Below are 17,059 nucleotides of genomic sequence, written 5' to 3' on the forward strand. Positions count from 1 at the left end.
TTTATAGCTAATTGCTGTGTCAGGCTTCAATCCAGGTAATATAGGTAATCCCTTATCCCGGCGTAAATTATTTCAGCACAGAGTCAGATGTCAGTGAGTCTCCAGCCCTATGTGAAGAAAGGTATACAGAAAAAAAGAAAAATAAAATAAGGAAACATTCTTCCGGCATCCCTGCCGGGAGAATGGACTATAAGTGTTATTGTCTGGCGTAATCGAAAGGTGAGACCGGACTTTCGCGATTCGCATCCAAAAAATCAGCCCACCATTGCAGCATCAATTTGCGTTCATCCAGATGCTCTGCTTTATGAATGTACGCTGCACGTACTGAGCTACGCTCCATATGGCTCATCTGCCTTTCAACAGCATCCCGGGACCACAGCCCTGACTCAATCAACGAGCTACACGCCATCGTCCTGAAGCCATGCCCACAAACATCAACCTTTGTGTCATAACCCATAACACGCAGCGCCTTGTTGACCGTGTTTTCACTCATCGGTTTACGAGGATTATGATCGCCAACGAAAACAAAGTCGCGATCACCACTAAGTTTGTGTACCTGTTTAAGGATTACTAACGCCTGATGAGATAACGGCACCAGATGTGGTGTGCGCATTTTAGAACCACGTTGAGAGTGCTTAACTCCTTCGATAACTTCTCGTTCAGCCGGTATCGTCCACATTGCTGTTTCAAAATCGATCTCTGACCAGCGTGCAAAACGCAACTCACTAGACCGAATAAAAATTAGCAAGGTGAGCTCAACGGCCAAACGGGTCAAAGGGCGTCCCGTGTAACCGTCAATTCGGCGTAGCAGTTCCGGTAGGCGTTTCAGCTCAAGTGCAGGGCGATGGACACGGTTACTGGAAGCAACTGCACCAGCCATCTCTTGTGCTGGGTTGTAATCAATCAAGCCACTTTGGACGGCATACCGCATGATGGCGGTTGTTCGCTGCTGGAGACGAGAAGCAATTTCAAGGCGGCCTGTTGCTTCTACAACTTTAATAGGTGCAAGCAGGTCGCGAGTTTTTAGCTCTTCAATACTACGCTTGCCAATCGCAGAGAACAGATTGTCTTCCAGGCTCTTCAATACCCTACGACTGTGATCCTCTGACCATTTCTTGTTAGTTGCATGCCAATCTCTGGCAACTGACTCAAAGGTAATAGCTTCTTTCGTCTGTTCTTCTTTCACTGCCCGTTTGTGTTCGCGAGGGTCGATTCCAGCAGCAACAAGTCTCCTAGCCTCTTCTCTTTTTTGACGGGCATCAGCCAGTGAAGTTTCAGGGTAAACACCGAAAGCCATCAGGTGCTGCTTACCACCAAAGCGAAAGCGGAACCGCCAGTATCTAGAGCCGTTGGGGTGAACTAGCAAAAACATGCCATCCCCATCGACTAGGGTGTACTCCTTTTCCTGCGGTTTCGCAGAACGTACTTTAGTATCTGTCAGAGCCATAAAAGTTCTCCTTCCATGTGCCGCTGTGAGTATACAACCATTATCGAACCAGCATATATACTCGGTTCTATACTCACAAGCGACTTGATGTGGGTTGACTCAGATTGACTTCTGTTGAAAGGAAAATCGCGGAAAGCCTTGTATGACGGGGATTTCAGGCACAAAAAAAGACGTCCGTTGACGTCTATTGATGTTCCGATGGTGCCGAAGGCCGGACTCGAACCGGCACGTATTTCTACGGTTGATTTTGAATCAACTGCGTCTACCGATTTCGCCACTCCGGCACGGAAGGGATGCGGAAAACGTTGTGGATTATACCTGTCATGCGCCGCCATGCAAGCGCCAGCGTGTGTCTGGCTCGCTAAGTGTTGAAAATTTCAGCATTACCTTTCTTAGCTGTAACCATCATCACAGTTTACCCCCTTCTTAATCCCCCCTTCTGCGAAGCGTCCCGTTTCCCCATGCTCTACACTTCCAGTTCAACACCATACTGAGGGAAACACGATGTCGATGATAAAAAGCTACGCTGCAAAAGCGGCGGGCAGCGAACTCGAACTCTATGAATATGATGCGGGCGAGCTTAAGCCGGAAGATGTCGAAGTCCAGGTCGATTACTGCGGTATCTGCCATTCTGATTTGTCGATGATCGACAACGAATGGGGATTCTCTCAGTATCCGCTGGTTGCCGGGCATGAGGTGATTGGTCGCGTGGCGGCGCTCGGCAGCGCGGCGCAGGATAAGGGCCTGAAAGTGGGTCAGCGCGTCGGCGTTGGCTGGACGGCGCGCAGCTGCGGGCACTGCGACGCCTGTATCAGCGGTAATCAGATTAACTGTCTGGAAGGGTCCGTGCCCACGATTCTTAATCGCGGTGGCTTTGCCGAGAAGCTGCGGGCCGACTGGCAGTGGGTGATCCCGCTGCCGGAGAGTATCGATCTGGCGGCGGCCGGTCCTTTGTTGTGCGGCGGCATCACGGTGTTCAAACCGCTGCTGATGCACCATATTACCGCCACCAGCCGCGTCGGGGTGATCGGCATCGGCGGCCTGGGGCATATCGCCATTAAGCTGTTACACGCGATGGGTTGCGAAGTGACCGCGTTCAGCTCCAATCCGGCGAAAGAGCAGGAAGTGCTGGCGATGGGGGCGGATAAGGTGGTCAACAGCCGCGATCCGGATGCGCTAAAAGCGCTGGCGGGCCAGTTCGATCTCATTATTAACACGGTTAACGTCGATCTCGACTGGCAGCCCTATTTTGAAGCGCTGGCCTACGGCGGTAACTTCCATACCGTCGGTGCGGTGCTGAAGCCGCTGTCGGTTCCGGCGTTCACCTTAATTGCCGGCGATCGCAGCATCTCCGGTTCGGCGACCGGTACGCCGTTCGAACTGCGCAAGCTGATGAAGTTTGCCGGACGCAGCAAGGTGTCGCCCACCACCGAACTGTACCCGATGTCGCAAATTAACGAAGCTATCCAGCACGTGCGTGATGGCAAAGCCCGCTACCGCGTGGTGCTTAAAGCCGACTTCTGATCGTCTTTGCCGGGTAGCGTAAGCTTCCCGGCTATTCTCCCCGCTATTCCAGACAGGTTAAATTCTCCTCACAATCTCCGCAATTTAGCGGTGAAGAGTGCGTCACGGTTGCCTATACTCCAGGCAGGATAAATGGAGGAAATCTCAATGAGCGCACCCCTGCTAATTGCCCGCACGCCGGACACCGAACTGTTTTTACTGCCAGGCATGGCCAATCGTCACGGGCTGATTACCGGCGCGACCGGGACCGGTAAAACCGTCACGTTACAGAAGCTGGCCGAATCGCTGTCCGAGATTGGCGTGCCGGTATTTATGGCCGATGTGAAAGGTGACTTAACCGGCGTAGCCGAGGAAGGACAAGCCTCTGAAAAGCTGCTCGCCCGCCTGAAAAACATCGGCATTACCGACTGGCAACCGCATGCTAATCCGGTCACGGTGTGGGATATCTTCGGCGAAAAAGGTCATCCCGTGAGAGCCACGGTATCTGACCTCGGCCCGCTGCTGCTGGCCCGTCTGCTGAACCTCAACGACGTGCAGTCCGGCGTGCTGGATATTATCTTCCGTATTGCCGATGACCAGGGTCTGTTGCTGCTCGATTTCAAAGACCTGCGGGCTATCACCCAGTACATTGGCGATAACGCTAAATCCTTCCAGAATCAGTACGGCAATATCAGTAGCGCCTCGGTCGGGGCTATCCAGCGCGGACTGCTGTCGCTGGAGCAGCAGGGAGCGGCACACTTCTTTGGCGAACCGATGCTGGATATCAAAGACTGGATGCGTACCGACGCCAGCGGCAAAGGGATGATTAATATCCTCAGCGCCGAGAAGCTCTACCAGATGCCCAAACTGTACGCCGCCAGCCTGCTGTGGATGCTCTCCGAACTGTACGAACAGTTGCCGGAAGCGGGCGATCTGGAGAAGCCCAAACTGGTGTTCTTCTTCGATGAAGCGCACCTGCTGTTCAACGATGCTCCGCAGGTGCTACTGGATAAAATCGAACAGGTGATCCGTCTGATCCGCTCGAAAGGGGTCGGCGTGTGGTTCGTCTCGCAAAACCCGTCGGATATTCCAGACAACGTGCTCGGCCAGTTGGGGAACCGCGTGCAGCACGCCCTACGCGCGTTCACGCCGAAAGATCAGAAAGCGGTGAAAAGCGCGGCGCAAACCATGCGCGCCAACCCGGCATTTGATACCGAAAAAGCCATTCAGGAGCTGGGCACCGGCGAGGCGCTGGTGTCGTTTCTGGACGCTAAAGGCAGCCCATCGGTGGTTGAACGAGCAATGGTGATTGCGCCATGCTCACGGATGGGACCGGTGACGGACGACGAGCGCAACGGGCTGATTAATCACTCTTCGCTGTACGGCAAATATGAAGAAGATATCGACCGAGAGTCCGCCTATGAACGTTTACAGCAAGGTGTGCAGGCCAGTACCGGGCAGCAAAATACGCCTCCCGCCAACGGTAAAGCTGTCGATGTGGATGGCGGTATTCTCGGTGGGTTGAAGGATATTCTGTTTGGCAGCACCGGGCCGCGCGGCGGTAAGCGCGATGGCGTGGTGCAGAGCGTGGCGAAAAGCGCGGCACGACAGGTTACCAATCAGATAATCCGCGGCATGTTGGGGAGTTTGATGGGCGGGAGAAAGCGTTAACAGAAAGCCCCCTCCCGCACAGCAGGAGGGGGAGATATTACGACTTACGTAGCATCAGCCACAGGCTAAGCAGGAAGAAGCTGGCGCTTGGCAGCAGCGCGCCGATAATCGGCGGAATGCCGTACACCAGCGTCAGCGGGCCAAAGATTTGGTCCAGCACATAGAACACAAAGCCGAAGCTAATCCCTGTCACCACGCGCACGCCCATCGGGACGCTACGCAGCGGACCAAAGATAAACGACAACGCCATCAGCATCATGACCGCTACGGACAGCGGCTGGAAAACTTTGCTCCACATATTGAGCTGGTAGCGTCCGGCATCCTGGCCACTCGACTTCAGGTACTTCACGTAGTTATGCAGACCGCTAATCGACAGCGCATCAGGATCCAACGCCACGACGCCGAGCTTGTCGGGCGTCAGGTTGGTTTTCCAGGTGCCGCTCACCGTTTGCGAGCCGGTGATTTGTTTCGGATTGGTAAGGTTGGATTCATCCACCTGCGACAGACGCCAGACCTTCTGCTCCGGGTCAAACGTCGCGCTTGCGGCATAGCGAACGGACTGCAGACGGCGCTTGTCGTTAAACGAGTAGATGCTAATCCCGCCCAGCTCGGCCTCGCCTTTCACACGCTCGATGTAGACAAAGCTGTCACCGTCTTTCGCCCACAAACCCTGCTGGGTAGAGAGCAGCGAGCCGCCGTACATCTGCTGCGCACGGTAGTTACGCGCCATCTGTTCACCCTGCGGTGCCACCCATTCGCCAATGGCCATCGTCAGCAGCACCAGCGGAATCGCGGTTTTCATCACCGACAATGCCACCTGCATACGGGTAAAGCCAGAAGCCTGCATCACCACCAGTTCACTGCGCTGGGCCAGCATGCCCAGCCCCAGCAATGCCCCCAACAGCGCCGCCATCGGGAAGAAGATCTGGATATCTTTCGGCGCGCTGAGCAAGGTATACAGCCCGGCGCCCATCGCATCGTAGCTCCCCTGCCCGGCTTTTTTCAGCTGGTCAACGAACTTGATGATCCCGGAGAGCGACACCAGCATGAACAGCGTCATCATGATGGTGGTGAAAATGGTTTTACCGATATAGCGGTCAAGTACACCAAAAGGCTGCATTATACCGCTCCTTTACGCATAAAACGGGCACGCAAGCGGCGCATCGGCACCGTATCCCAGAGGTTAAGCACAATCGCCAGCGCCAGATACGCCAGGTTAACCGTCCACATCCAGAACACCGGATCCAGCTTACCTTTACCGCCGTTCGACTTCAGCGACGTCTGAACCAGGAAGAACAGCAAATAGAGCAGCATTGCTGGCAGCATCGACAGCACGCGACCCTGACGCGGGTTCACCACGCTCAGCGGTACGACCATCAGCGCCATCATAAATACGGTGAATACTAACGTGATACGCCAGGTCAGCTCCGCGCGGGCACGATCGGTGTCGGTCGTCCACAGCGTACGCATGTTCATCTGGTCGGTATCGTTTGGATCCAGCGCCACGGCCTGATGACCGATAATCGCCTGATAATCCTGGAAGTCGGTAATGCGGAAATCGCGCAGCAACGCGGTACCTTCAAAGCGCGTGCCCTGGTTCAGCGTCACGATCTGAGAGCCATCGCGCGTCTGAGTAAGATGTCCGGAATCCGCTACCACCACCGAAGGACGGGCGTTACCTTTCGGGCGGATTTGCGCAAGGAACACATCTTTGAAGTTGCTGCCGTCAACGCTTTCGATAAACAGCACCGAACCGCCGTTGGTCGCCTGCTGGAATTGCCCCTGAGCAAGCGCCGCCATACCAGGGTTCGCTTTCGCCTCCGCCAGGACTTCGTCCTGATGTCTGGAGGACCACGGCCCGGCCCACATCACGTTGACCGCCGCAATAATACTGGTAAACAGCGCCAGCACCATCGCCGCTTTCACCAGCACTGCCTTGCTCAGCCCGCAGGCGTGCATGACCGTAATTTCACTTTCGGTATACAGTTTGCCCAGCGTCATCAACAGCCCGAGGAACAGGCTTAAGGGCAAGATAAGTTGCGCCATTTCTGGCACGCCCAGCCCCAGCAGCGAGAGCACCAGATTTGCCGGGATATCACCGTCAACAGCCGCACCAAGGATCCTGACCAACTTTTGACAAAAGAAGATCAAAAGCAGGATGAATAGGATCGCAAGTTGGCTTTTGAGCGTTTCCCGAACCAGATATCTTATGATTATCACTTTAAATACGCCCGTAAAAACCCGTCTTTTGCCGGAATTTAGCTTGTTTCATGGCTTAAACGTCATTTATTCTCTTGAGTCGTCGAAATCGTCGCTAAGATCATTATACTCAACGGATCCACCTCTCAGAAATTGTTCTGACGTGCCAATGCCGTAATAACGTTAAGATTAACACGAAGTCACCGCAACAGCGGGTATGAGTTACGAAAGCTTGCAATTCTATCCGTAGCCACCGCCGTTGTCTTTAAGATTCAGGAGCGTAGTGCATGGAGTTCAGTGTAAAAAGCGGTAGCCCGGAGAAACAGCGGAGTGCGTGCATCGTCGTGGGTGTCTTTGAACCACGCCGCCTCTCTCCGATTGCAGAGCAGCTCGACAAGATCAGCGACGGGTACATCAGCGCACTGCTGCGTCGTGGCGAACTGGAAGGCAAACCGGGTCAAACCCTGTTGCTGCACCATGTTCCTAACGTTCTGTCTGAGCGAATTCTCCTCATTGGTTGTGGCAAAGAGCGCGAACTTGATGAGCGCCAGTACAAGCAGGTCATTCAGAAAACCATCAATACGCTGAATGATACTGGCTCAATGGAAGCCGTCTGCTTTCTGACTGAGCTGCACGTCAAAGGGCGCAATAACTACTGGAAAGTGCGTCAGGCCGTTGAGACGGCACAGGAAACGCTGTACAGCTTTGATCAACTGAAGACCAACAAAAGCGAGCCACGTCGCCCGCTGCGTAAAATGGTCTTCAATGTGCCGACCCGCCGAGAGCTGACCAGCGGTGAGCGTGCGATCCAACACGGTCTGGCAATCGCCGCCGGCATTAAAGCGGCCAAAGATCTTGGCAACATGCCGCCGAACATCTGTAATGCCGCCTACCTGGCCTCTCAGGCGCGCCAGCTGGCAGACAGCTACAGCAAAAATGTTGTGACCCGCGTGATCGGCGAGCAGCAGATGAAAGAGCTGGGCATGCACTCTTATCTGGCCGTCGGTCACGGCTCGCAGAATGAGTCGCTGATGTCGGTCATCGAGTACAAAGGCAATCCGTCCGAAGACGCACGTCCGATTGTGCTGGTCGGTAAAGGGTTAACCTTTGACTCCGGCGGTATCTCCATCAAACCTGCCGAAGGCATGGATGAGATGAAATACGACATGTGCGGAGCGGCAGCGGTATACGGCGTGATGCGCATGGTGGCCGAGCTTCAGTTGCCCATCAACGTTGTCGGCGTACTGGCGGGTTGCGAAAACATGCCGGGTGGCCGCGCGTATCGCCCAGGCGATGTGCTGACCACCATGTCTGGTCAGACCGTTGAAGTGCTCAATACCGATGCCGAAGGCCGTCTGGTGCTGTGCGACGTGTTAACTTACGTCGAGCGGTTTGAGCCAGAAGCAGTGATTGACGTTGCGACCCTGACCGGCGCGTGCGTAATTGCGCTGGGCCATCACATCACCGGCCTGATGTCGAACCACAACCCGCTGGCGCATGAGCTGATCGGTGCGTCCGAGCAGGCTGGCGACCGCGCGTGGCGTTTGCCGCTGGGTGATGAATACCAGGAGCAGTTAGAGTCCAACTTTGCGGATATGGCGAACATCGGCGGACGTCCTGGCGGTGCCATTACCGCGGGCTGCTTCCTGTCACGCTTTACCCGTAAGTACAACTGGGCGCACCTGGATATCGCCGGTACCGCATGGCGTTCAGGGAAAGCCAAAGGCGCAACCGGTCGTCCGGTCGCGTTGCTGTCGCAGTTCCTGCTCAATCGTGCCGGTTTTAACGGCGAAGAGTGATGTAAAACGCCGGGTGATGGCTTCGCCTTACCCGGCCTACAACGTCACTCAACCGTAGGCCGGGTAAGCATAGCGCCACCCGGCTTTGCATTTAAATCCACCACAAGAAGCCCCATATCATGAGAAACGCAACGTTCTATATTCTGGACAATGACAACACCATCGACGGCCTCAGCGCCGTTGAACAACTGGTGTGTGAAATTGCCGCAGAACGTTGGCGGACTGGCAAGCGCGTGCTGATCGCCTGTGAAAACGAAAAGCAGGCTCTTCGACTGGATGAAGCCCTGTGGGCGAGACCGGCAGAAAGTTTTGTTCCGCACAATCTGGCGGGCGAAGGCCCCAGAGGTGGCGCGCCGGTAGAAATTGCCTGGCCGGAGAAACGCAATAGCAGCCCGCGCGACCTGCTCATCAGTTTGCGCGTTGGCTTTGCAGATTTTGCCACCGCTTTCACAGAAGTGATAGACTTCGTTCCTTACGAAGATTCTTTGAAACAATCGGCACGCGATCGCTACAAAGCTTACCGCGTGGCTGGTTTTAACCTGAATACGGCAACCTGGAAATAATGGAAAAGACATACAACCCACAAGATATCGAACAGCCGCTTTACGAGCACTGGGAAAAGCAGGGCTATTTCAAACCTAACGGCGATGAAAGCAAAGAGTCCTTCTGCATCATGATCCCGCCGCCGAACGTCACCGGCAGTTTGCATATGGGTCATGCTTTCCAGCAAACCATCATGGATACCATGATTCGCTACCAGCGCATGCAGGGTAAAAACACCCTGTGGCAGGCCGGTACCGACCACGCGGGTATCGCTACCCAGATGGTGGTTGAGCGTAAGATTGCCGCTGAAGAAGGTAAAACCCGTCACGACTACGGTCGCGAAGCGTTTATCGACAAAATTTGGCAGTGGAAAGCGGAATCCGGCGGCACCATTACCCGTCAGATGCGCCGTCTCGGCAACTCTGTTGACTGGGAGCGCGAGCGCTTCACTATGGACGAAGGTCTTTCCAATGCCGTGAAAGAAGTCTTTGTTCGCCTGTACAAAGAAGATCTGATCTATCGTGGCAAGCGTCTGGTCAACTGGGACCCGAAACTGCGCACCGCTATTTCTGACCTGGAAGTGGAAAACCGCGAGTCTAAAGGCTCCATGTGGCACATCCGCTATCCGCTGGCTGACGGCGCGAAAACCGCAGACGGTAAAGATTACCTGGTCGTCGCTACCACCCGTCCAGAAACCGTACTGGGTGATACCGGCGTAGCCGTTAACCCGGAAGATCCGCGTTATAAAGATCTGATCGGCAAATTCGTTGTTCTGCCGCTGGTCAACCGCCGCATTCCGATCGTTGGCGATGAACACGCCGACATGGAAAAAGGCACCGGCTGCGTGAAGATCACCCCGGCACACGACTTTAACGACTACGAAGTTGGGAAACGTCACGGCCTGCCGATGATCAACATTCTGACCTTTGACGGTGACATCCGTGAAACCGCGGAAGTGTACGACACCAAAGGCGAAGAATCCGACGTTTATTCCAACGAAATCCCGGCCGAGTTCCAGAAGCTGGAGCGCTTTGCCGCGCGTAAAGCGGTGGTTGCCGCCGTTGATGCGCTGGGCCTGCTGGAAGAAATTAAACCGCACGACCTGACCGTACCTTACGGCGACCGTGGCGGCGTGGTTATCGAACCGATGCTGACCGACCAGTGGTACGTCCGTGCCGACGTGCTGGCAAAACCGGCGGTTGAAGCGGTTGAGAACGGCGACATCCAGTTCGTACCGAAGCAGTACGAAAACATGTACTTCTCCTGGATGCGCGATATTCAGGACTGGTGTATTTCCCGTCAGCTGTGGTGGGGACACCGTATCCCGGCATGGTATGACAACGACGGCAACGTCTACGTTGGCCGTACCGAAGACGAAGTGCGTCAGGAGAACAACCTCGGCGCCGACGTTGCGCTGCGTCAGGACGAAGACGTTCTTGATACCTGGTTCTCCTCCGCGCTGTGGACCTTCTCTACCCTGGGCTGGCCGGAAAACACCGACGCGCTGCGTCAGTTCCACCCAACCAGCGTGATGGTTTCCGGCTTCGACATCATCTTCTTCTGGATTGCCCGCATGATCATGATGACCATGCACTTCATCAAAGATGAAAACGGCAAGCCGCAGGTTCCGTTCAAGACCGTCTACATGACCGGTCTTATCCGTGACGACGAAGGTCAGAAGATGTCCAAATCCAAGGGCAACGTGATTGACCCGCTGGATATGGTCGACGGTATCTCTCTGGCAGAACTGCTTGAGAAACGTACCGGCAACATGATGCAGCCGCAGCTGGCTGAGAAGATTGCCAAGCGTACCGAGAAGCAGTTCCCGGACGGCATCGAGCCGCACGGCACCGACGCCCTGCGTTTCACCCTGGCGGCGCTGGCCTCTACCGGTCGCGATATCAACTGGGACATGAAGCGTCTGGAAGGTTACCGTAACTTCTGTAACAAGCTGTGGAACGCCAGTCGCTTCGTGCTGATGAACACCGAAGATCAGGATTGCGGCTTCAACGGCGGCGAAATGACCCTGTCGCTGGCGGATCGCTGGATCCTCGCTGAATTCAACCAGACCATCAAAGCGTACCGCGAAGCGCTGGATAACTTCCGCTTCGACATCGCCGCGGGCATTCTGTACGAGTTCACCTGGAACCAGTTCTGCGACTGGTATCTGGAGCTGACCAAGCCGGTCATGAACGGCGGTTCCGAGTCTGAACTGCGCGGCACCCGCAATACGCTGGTTACCGTGCTGGAAGGTCTGCTGCGCCTGGCGCACCCGATCATTCCGTTCATCACCGAAACCATCTGGCAGCGCGTGAAAGTGATTTGTGGCAACACTGCAGATACCATCATGCTGCAGCCGTTCCCGGAATATAACGCCGCACAGGTTGATGAAGCGGCGCTGGCCGATACCGAATGGCTGAAGCAGGCGATCGTTGCCGTACGTAACATCCGTGCAGAAATGAACATCGCCCCGGGCAAACCGCTGGAGCTGCTGCTGCGTGGTTGCAGCGCTGATGCGATGCGCCGCGTGAACGACAACCGCAGCTTCCTGCTGAACCTGGCACGTCTGGAAAGCATCACCGTGCTGCCAGCCGATGACAAAGGTCCGGTCTCCGTGACCAAAATCATCGACGGCGCCGAACTGCTGATCCCGATGGCTGGCCTCATCAACAAAGAAGATGAGCTGGCGCGTCTGGCGAAAGAAGTGGCGAAAATCGAAGGTGAGATTGCCCGTATCGAAGGCAAACTTTCCAACGAAGGTTTCGTAGCCCGCGCACCGGAAGCGGTCATCGCCAAAGAGCGTGAGAAGCTGGACGGTTACGCAGAAGCCAAAGCGAAGCTGATTGAACAGCAGGCGGTCATCGCCGCGCTGTAATCGCCTATGCCGGATAGCACTACGCTTATCCGGCCTACAGGCACCGTCAACGTAGGTCGGATAAGCGTAGCGCATCCGACACCACAGACGATAAAGCCTCTGACGCGTATGCTCAGAGGCTTTTTATTGAATTATCCTCGCTTGCGCTTCCCCTTACCGCAGTGGTATTAACTGCATATGTCTCACTTTTATGTCATGAGTTCGCTATGAGTGCCATTACCTCCGTCGCGGCAACGCTGCGTCGAATTTCTGCCGATGATAACGCCGCAATTGCCCGCGTTATCCGCAAAGTTTCCGCTGAATACGGGCTTACCGCCGATAAAGGCTATACCGTTGCCGATCCTAATCTGGATGAATTATTCCAGGTTTACAGCCAGCCGGGCGCGGCCTACTGGGTGGTTGAGCAAAACGGTGAAGTCGTGGGCGGCGGTGGTGTTGCACCGTTAGGATGTAGTGAACCGGACATTTGCGAGCTGCAAAAGATGTACTTCCTGTCGAGCGCGCGCGGTCAGGGGCTGGCGAAAAAACTGGCGTTGATGGCGCTCGAACATGCCCGCGAGCAGGGTTTTAAGCAGTGCTATCTGGAGACCACGGCTTTTCTGACCGAGGCAATCCGCCTGTATGAGCATTTAGGCTTTGAGCATATCAGCGAAGCGCTGGGCTGTACCGGGCACGTAGATTGTGAAGTGCGGATGTTAAAGCCCCTCTGACCTTATGCCGAGAGGCTTTAACCGCGTTACTGCATCTCGGCTGAGAGCATCAGTCTAATAACACCAGCCGCGCGTGCGGTTGGCAGCTTCAGCACCTGTGACCAGAGATCCTGCACTATCTCACAGGCAATCTTCTCTTTGCCGATCGCTTTAGTCGGATCGGCCATGATCTGAATATCCGGCCCATAACGCTGTACCAGCCCAGGGCTTATTGCTTGCAGATCCTGTAACGCCAGCTGTTTCTCTTCTGCCGTGACCGTATGTTTTTTCGGGCCGTGAGAGGCATACATCATGCTCATGTCACTCGCCATACGACGATCCATGATCTCACGCGGAACCAGACGTGCCGGATTAATTCCACCTTTTACCGCCGGAAACAGAAAGCGGAAGCATTCGTCATCACCGATTTTGGCCACAGCTGCGATCTGCTCAAGGTTAATCTTCATATATTCAATGACATTAGCATCTGGCGCCTGCTGCAATCTTGCCATTTGCAACTGAAGAATTTGCGGTTGTATCGCGTCGATAACCTGCTGTTCGCTACTCCCTGCTTTCTTCATCTGCGCTGCCTGGCTGATAATTTTTTGTGTCAGTTCAGGTTCCTGCTCCTTAATTACCTGAAACGCCGGATTAGAGAGCATCGCCTTTTCAAACTGCTGCTCTTCAGTCAGACCATAATCCGGGCTTTCGCGTGGGATCAGGTAGTGCACATCAAACAGATTCCACGCGATAATCGCCACCACAAAGACCACCGCGCCGGAGATCTTGCCCAGCCAGCCTTTTTTGCGAAACATGCCGACGACGATAGCAATCACCGCCCCGATATAACCTGCCAACAATACGTGTGCCCAGTTCATTAACCATCCTTATGCTAAATCGTCTCTGATACAGGGATATATTTCCCCTTCGTGTGTTTTGATTATTACGGCAGCAGCGAGCGATTTCCAGCCACCAGATTTTGCTAACAGAAACAGGAAGGATTAAACCGCGCGGCGATAGGCACCGCGCGTCAAAGAAAGGAACTAAGCTGGCACGCCGCTGTGGAAGCGGAATTCATCGTCGGGAGAGGTAATCAACGCGGCTTCTACTTCGCCAAAAAACCGCACCTGGCTACTGATATCATCGGCTGAAACCTGCTGCGCCAGCGCCAGGTAATCCTGATAGTGCCGCGCCTCGGATCGCAGCAGCGACAGATAAAACGCCTGTAAATCGTCATCCAGATACGGTGCCAGCGCGGCGAACCGTTCACAGGAACGCGCCTCAATGTAAGCCCCGCAAATCAGTTTATCGATTAACGTCAGCGGCTCGTGGGTGCGTACCTCTTTGAGCATGCCTTTGGCGTAACGGCTGGCGGTAATCTTGATATAGGGAATATTGCGGCTCATCATCGCCTCACGCACCTGCCAGAAGTGATGCAGCTCTTCTTTGATCAGCAAAACCATGCTGTCGATAAGCTTGCGTCCCCACGGGTCGTCGGTTTGCGGCATCACGCTTTTGCTTATCTGTTTATTCAGCGCGATAAAATCCGGCTCATCCCCTTCTCTGAAAGCAAACGCTTCATAGGGTTTCAGCCAGTCCAGCAGCGCCTGCGATCCCTGTTTATCCGCGACATACTTACGCACCAGCAGCATCGCCGTTTGCGCCGCTTTCAGCTCACAGACGAGGTGATCGGTCAATAACAGAGGCAGATTCGCCGGGTCTCGCGCTTTATCAAGCCAGGCCTGGGGCGTTTTACAGTGCAGGAAATTGTGGATCGGGGAGAGTATTTGCAGGTAATCCATACGTTGTCCTTGGCCTGCGGCAGCCTGGGCTACCGCAGGTCAGTAGATGACTTAGTGACGCACGCCGTCATCATCTTCGTCGACGAGGTCTTCATCGTCGCCGTCTTCGCCTTCTTCGCCGTTCGGGTCTTCAAAATAGGTGCCCCAACCGTCGTATTCCACATCATATTTTTCTGCCAGGTTCATCAGCTGCTCAACCTGAGCATCGATCAACTCCGCATTCAGTGCACATTCGCTCAGAATGTCACAGCAAATAACCGTGTCGCCTTCTTCCACTTCCAGCTCTTCCGGCTCGGTCACTTCATAACCCAGCTTGAAGGCTTCTACTGCCGCTTTTTCCAGGGTTTCGAAGTCATCCGCGGAAAGGTGATGCTCGATGGTGTACAGCGCGTCTGGATCGCTGCCATCTTCGAGTAACTCTTCAATAATCAAGCGTGTTTCTTCACGCTGCTCTTCCAGTAGTTCCGGGTTTGCCATGGCTCGTTCCTCATAATGTCCTGCCGATACTCTTATTGTCACATACCGCTGTCATTGCCTCCACCTTTCCAGGAAAGATTTGTTAAACAAGGTTGCAAATGAATAAACATACTTATAAATTGAATTTTAATTCAATAAATGGCCTAAGCCATGTGAGGGAACCATGTCTGCGTTTTATCAGAAACATTTTTTGAAACTGCTTGATTTCACCTCTGCTGAACTCACGTCACTGCTCCAGCTCGCCGCACAGCTGAAGGCGGATAAGAAAAACGGCACTGAAGTCGCTAAGCTCACCGGTAAAAACATCGCGCTCATCTTCGAAAAAGACTCAACCCGTACCCGTTGCTCTTTCGAAGTTGCCGCATACGATCAGGGCGCGCGCGTGACGTATCTTGGGCCAAGCGGCAGCCAGATTGGCCATAAAGAGTCGATCAAAGACACCGCCCGCGTGCTCGGCCGCATGTACGACGGTATTCAGTATCGGGGCCACGGCCAGGAGATTGTCGAGACGCTGGCGGAATATGCCGGAGTTCCGGTGTGGAACGGATTAACCAACGAGTTTCATCCCACTCAGCTGCTGGCGGATCTGTTAACTATGCAGGAACACCTGCCAGGTAAAGCGTTTAATGAGATGACGCTGGTCTACACCGGCGATGCCCGTAACAATATGGGCAATTCCATGCTGGAAGCCGCCGCGTTAACCGGGCTGGATCTGCGCCTGGTCGCGCCGCAGGCCTGCTGGCCAGAGGAAAGTCTGGTTGCGGAGTGCAAAGCGCTGGCACAGAAAAACGGCGGCAATATTACGCTGACCGAAGATGTCGCCACGGGCGTGAAAGACGCGGACTTCATCTATACCGACGTATGGGTATCAATGGGCGAAGCAAAAGAGAAGTGGGCCGAACGTATTGCGCTGCTGCGTAAGTACCAGGTTAATAGCGCGATGATGGCGTTGACCGGCAATCCGCAGGTGAAATTCCTGCACTGCCTGCCCGCGTTTCATGACGATCAAACCACGCTTGGCAAACAAATGGCGCAGGAATATGGTCTGCACGGCGGTATGGAAGTGACGGATGAGGTCTTTGAATCATCCGCCAGCATCGTATTTGATCAGGCGGAAAACCGGATGCACACCATCAAAGCGGTGATGGTGGCGACATTAGCGAAGTAAGGGCATGGATGAAAAGAATGCCGGATGGCGATGCTAAGCATCTTATCCGGCCTACAACCACGCTCCCGTAGGCCGGGCAAGGCGAAGCCGCCCCCGGCAAATACGCTTATGCCACGCGCATTTTCACCACGGCTTTGCGTACCAGCGCTGGAGCACCGACCGCGCACAACGGTTTATGCACTTCGCCCGGATAAAACACCACGAAATCACCTTCGTTCAGCACCACCGTTTTCTCCTGTACCCCTTCCGGCAGAAAGGCGATATCTTTATCCGCCAACCAGTCAGTTTCCGGCGCGCCCGCAGGCTGCGTGCTGAAGGTCATACCTTCCTGGCCTTTGAGCAGGATCTGAATATCCAGATAGCGCTCGTGATACTCGGCGCGGCGCTGTGCAAACGGCTCCGTCATATCTTCAGCAATCAGATAAAACAGACGATCGCCGTCGATGTCGTGCTTACCTTTTTCCGTCGCATCCGTCACATGCGCTTTAATGTGTTCAATCGCCTGACGCAGCTCTTCCGGCAGCCAGGCATCCAGGTTGTGAATATTGCCGACAATCATCTCAAACCCCTTAATTAAAACATCGTTTCATTTTGGTTGTTATACGAAAAAACGCGTTGCCATACCACTGCTATTTGCCGATATTTTGCGTCAACGCATGTTTATCGCTGATGATGTTAATTAATTGCTAACTCTCGGCAACAGGTTATGCATAAACTCTGCATAACTTTCGGCTACCCTTTTCCGACTACATCAGTAACTCACTGTTATCAAAAGCTTTGTTAGAAAAACCAGCCGTCGCTCACAGTTCACATCTCCTTCGCTATTCTTCTCCATCGTCATATTTATTTTGAAATAAACTTTACCGTACAAATAATAAAATTATAG

The 17,059-nt window shown here is 54.3% G+C and carries 15 protein-coding genes and 1 tRNA gene; 7 read left to right on the forward strand and 9 right to left on the reverse strand.

The features are described 5' to 3' along the window. Positions 1 to 196: 196 nt before the first annotated feature. The gene (locus BZK41_RS03995; protein WP_079937256.1) at positions 197 to 1,447 is read right to left on the reverse strand and encodes an integrase arm-type DNA-binding domain-containing protein; all 1,251 of its coding nucleotides are present in this window, start codon (positions 1,445 to 1,447) and stop codon (positions 197 to 199) included. A gap of 199 nt (positions 1,448 to 1,646) precedes the next feature. After that, positions 1,647 to 1,731 (reverse strand) — tRNA-Leu (locus BZK41_RS04000). Positions 1,732 to 1,951: 220 nt separating this feature from the next. Here BZK41_RS04000 and BZK41_RS04005 point away from each other — a divergent pair. Next, entirely contained in the window at positions 1,952 to 2,971 is a 1,020-nt protein-coding gene (locus tag BZK41_RS04005; protein ID WP_079937257.1) for an NAD(P)-dependent alcohol dehydrogenase, read from the forward strand. A 147-nt stretch (positions 2,972 to 3,118) separates the two neighbouring features. After that, the gene (locus tag BZK41_RS04010) at positions 3,119 to 4,621 is read left to right on the forward strand and encodes a helicase HerA-like C-terminal domain-containing protein (protein WP_079937271.1); all 1,503 of its coding nucleotides are present in this window, start codon (positions 3,119 to 3,121) and stop codon (positions 4,619 to 4,621) included. Between the two features lie 37 nt (positions 4,622 to 4,658). Here BZK41_RS04010 and lptG read toward each other — a convergent pair whose 3' ends face one another. The 3 genes from lptG to BZK41_RS27370 all read right to left on the reverse strand — a co-directional run bounded on the left by lptG (position 4,659) and on the right by BZK41_RS27370 (position 6,954). Continuing rightward, positions 4,659 to 5,741 carry an LPS export ABC transporter permease LptG gene (gene lptG, locus BZK41_RS04015; protein WP_079937258.1) on the reverse strand — a complete coding sequence of 361 codons (1,083 nt, stop codon included), beginning with the start codon at positions 5,739 to 5,741 and terminating at the stop codon, positions 4,659 to 4,661. After that, complete coding sequence (gene lptF, locus BZK41_RS04020; RefSeq protein WP_043018253.1) at positions 5,741 to 6,841, reverse strand: LPS export ABC transporter permease LptF; 1,101 nt, start codon at positions 6,839 to 6,841, stop codon at positions 5,741 to 5,743. Before lptF ends, lptG begins: the two co-directional genes overlap by 1 nt. 62 nt (positions 6,842 to 6,903) lie before the next feature. Further along, complete coding sequence (locus BZK41_RS27370; protein ID WP_212723231.1) at positions 6,904 to 6,954, reverse strand: hypothetical protein; 51 nt, start codon at positions 6,952 to 6,954, stop codon at positions 6,904 to 6,906. Between the two features lie 153 nt (positions 6,955 to 7,107). Between BZK41_RS27370 and pepA the strand changes: the two genes are divergently transcribed. The 4 genes from pepA to BZK41_RS04045 all read left to right on the forward strand — a co-directional run bounded on the left by pepA (position 7,108) and on the right by BZK41_RS04045 (position 12,747). Further along, positions 7,108 to 8,619: a leucyl aminopeptidase gene (pepA, locus tag BZK41_RS04030; protein ID WP_003025870.1), complete on the forward strand. Its 1,512-nt coding sequence runs from the start codon at positions 7,108 to 7,110 to the stop codon at positions 8,617 to 8,619. A gap of 119 nt (positions 8,620 to 8,738) precedes the next feature. After that, a complete protein-coding gene (holC, locus tag BZK41_RS04035; protein WP_079937259.1) occupies positions 8,739 to 9,182 on the forward strand; it encodes a DNA polymerase III subunit chi in 444 nt (147 codons plus the stop codon). Beyond that, positions 9,182 to 12,037, forward strand: coding sequence for a valine--tRNA ligase (locus BZK41_RS04040; RefSeq protein WP_008786064.1), 2,856 nt, complete (start codon positions 9,182 to 9,184; stop codon positions 12,035 to 12,037). Before holC ends, BZK41_RS04040 begins: the two co-directional genes overlap by 1 nt. A 206-nt stretch (positions 12,038 to 12,243) precedes the next feature. Further along, complete coding sequence (locus tag BZK41_RS04045) at positions 12,244 to 12,747, forward strand: GNAT family N-acetyltransferase (RefSeq protein ID WP_003025856.1); 504 nt, start codon at positions 12,244 to 12,246, stop codon at positions 12,745 to 12,747. Positions 12,748 to 12,773: 26 nt separating this feature from the next. Here the strand turns inward: BZK41_RS04045 and BZK41_RS04050 are convergent, their stop codons facing one another. From BZK41_RS04050 to rraB, 3 genes are all read right to left on the reverse strand, one after another. After that, positions 12,774 to 13,604: a topoisomerase II gene (locus BZK41_RS04050; RefSeq protein WP_079937260.1), complete on the reverse strand. Its 831-nt coding sequence runs from the start codon at positions 13,602 to 13,604 to the stop codon at positions 12,774 to 12,776. Between the two features lie 165 nt (positions 13,605 to 13,769). Continuing rightward, a complete protein-coding gene (gene miaE / locus BZK41_RS04055; protein WP_079937261.1) occupies positions 13,770 to 14,528 on the reverse strand; it encodes a tRNA isopentenyl-2-thiomethyl-A-37 hydroxylase MiaE in 759 nt (252 codons plus the stop codon). A 51-nt stretch (positions 14,529 to 14,579) separates the two neighbouring features. After that, positions 14,580 to 15,005 (reverse strand): ribonuclease E inhibitor RraB, encoded by a 426-nt coding sequence (rraB, locus tag BZK41_RS04060; RefSeq protein WP_003025845.1) that lies wholly within the window; start codon positions 15,003 to 15,005, stop codon positions 14,580 to 14,582. Between the two features lie 163 nt (positions 15,006 to 15,168). Between rraB and argF the strand changes: the two genes are divergently transcribed. Next, positions 15,169 to 16,173 carry an ornithine carbamoyltransferase gene (gene argF / locus BZK41_RS04065; protein WP_079937262.1) on the forward strand — a complete coding sequence of 335 codons (1,005 nt, stop codon included), beginning with the start codon at positions 15,169 to 15,171 and terminating at the stop codon, positions 16,171 to 16,173. A 106-nt stretch (positions 16,174 to 16,279) separates the two neighbouring features. On the opposite strand, the gene BZK41_RS04070 is transcribed toward argF, so the two are convergent. Then, positions 16,280 to 16,732: a YhcH/YjgK/YiaL family protein gene (locus BZK41_RS04070; protein WP_079937263.1), complete on the reverse strand. Its 453-nt coding sequence runs from the start codon at positions 16,730 to 16,732 to the stop codon at positions 16,280 to 16,282. Positions 16,733 to 17,059 lie beyond the last annotated feature (327 nt).

This window comes from Citrobacter sp. A316 (genome assembly GCF_002042945.1).
Taxonomy (GTDB): Bacteria; Pseudomonadota; Gammaproteobacteria; order Enterobacterales; family Enterobacteriaceae; genus Citrobacter; species Citrobacter portucalensis.

Bases quoted from the DNA above. Each gene is read 5' to 3' on its own strand.
- lptG (WP_079937258.1), bottom strand. From the start codon at position 5,741: ATGCAGCCTTTTGGTGTACTTGACCGCTATATCGGTAAAACCATTTTC.
- miaE (WP_079937261.1), bottom strand. From the start codon at position 14,528: ATGGATTACCTGCAAATACTCTCCCCGATCCACAATTTCCTGCACTGT.
- argF (WP_079937262.1), top strand. From the start codon at position 15,169: ATGTCTGCGTTTTATCAGAAACATTTTTTGAAACTGCTTGATTTCACC.
- BZK41_RS04070 (WP_079937263.1), bottom strand. From the start codon at position 16,732: ATGATTGTCGGCAATATTCACAACCTGGATGCCTGGCTGCCGGAAGAG.
- BZK41_RS04045 (WP_003025856.1), top strand. From the start codon at position 12,244: ATGAGTGCCATTACCTCCGTCGCGGCAACGCTGCGTCGAATTTCTGCC.
- BZK41_RS03995 (WP_079937256.1), bottom strand. From the start codon at position 1,447: ATGGCTCTGACAGATACTAAAGTACGTTCTGCGAAACCGCAGGAAAAG.
- pepA (WP_003025870.1), top strand. From the start codon at position 7,108: ATGGAGTTCAGTGTAAAAAGCGGTAGCCCGGAGAAACAGCGGAGTGCG.
- BZK41_RS04005 (WP_079937257.1), top strand. From the start codon at position 1,952: ATGTCGATGATAAAAAGCTACGCTGCAAAAGCGGCGGGCAGCGAACTC.
- rraB (WP_003025845.1), bottom strand. From the start codon at position 15,005: ATGGCAAACCCGGAACTACTGGAAGAGCAGCGTGAAGAAACACGCTTG.
- BZK41_RS04040 (WP_008786064.1), top strand. From the start codon at position 9,182: ATGGAAAAGACATACAACCCACAAGATATCGAACAGCCGCTTTACGAG.
- holC (WP_079937259.1), top strand. From the start codon at position 8,739: ATGAGAAACGCAACGTTCTATATTCTGGACAATGACAACACCATCGAC.
- BZK41_RS04010 (WP_079937271.1), top strand. From the start codon at position 3,119: ATGAGCGCACCCCTGCTAATTGCCCGCACGCCGGACACCGAACTGTTT.
- BZK41_RS04050 (WP_079937260.1), bottom strand. From the start codon at position 13,604: ATGAACTGGGCACACGTATTGTTGGCAGGTTATATCGGGGCGGTGATT.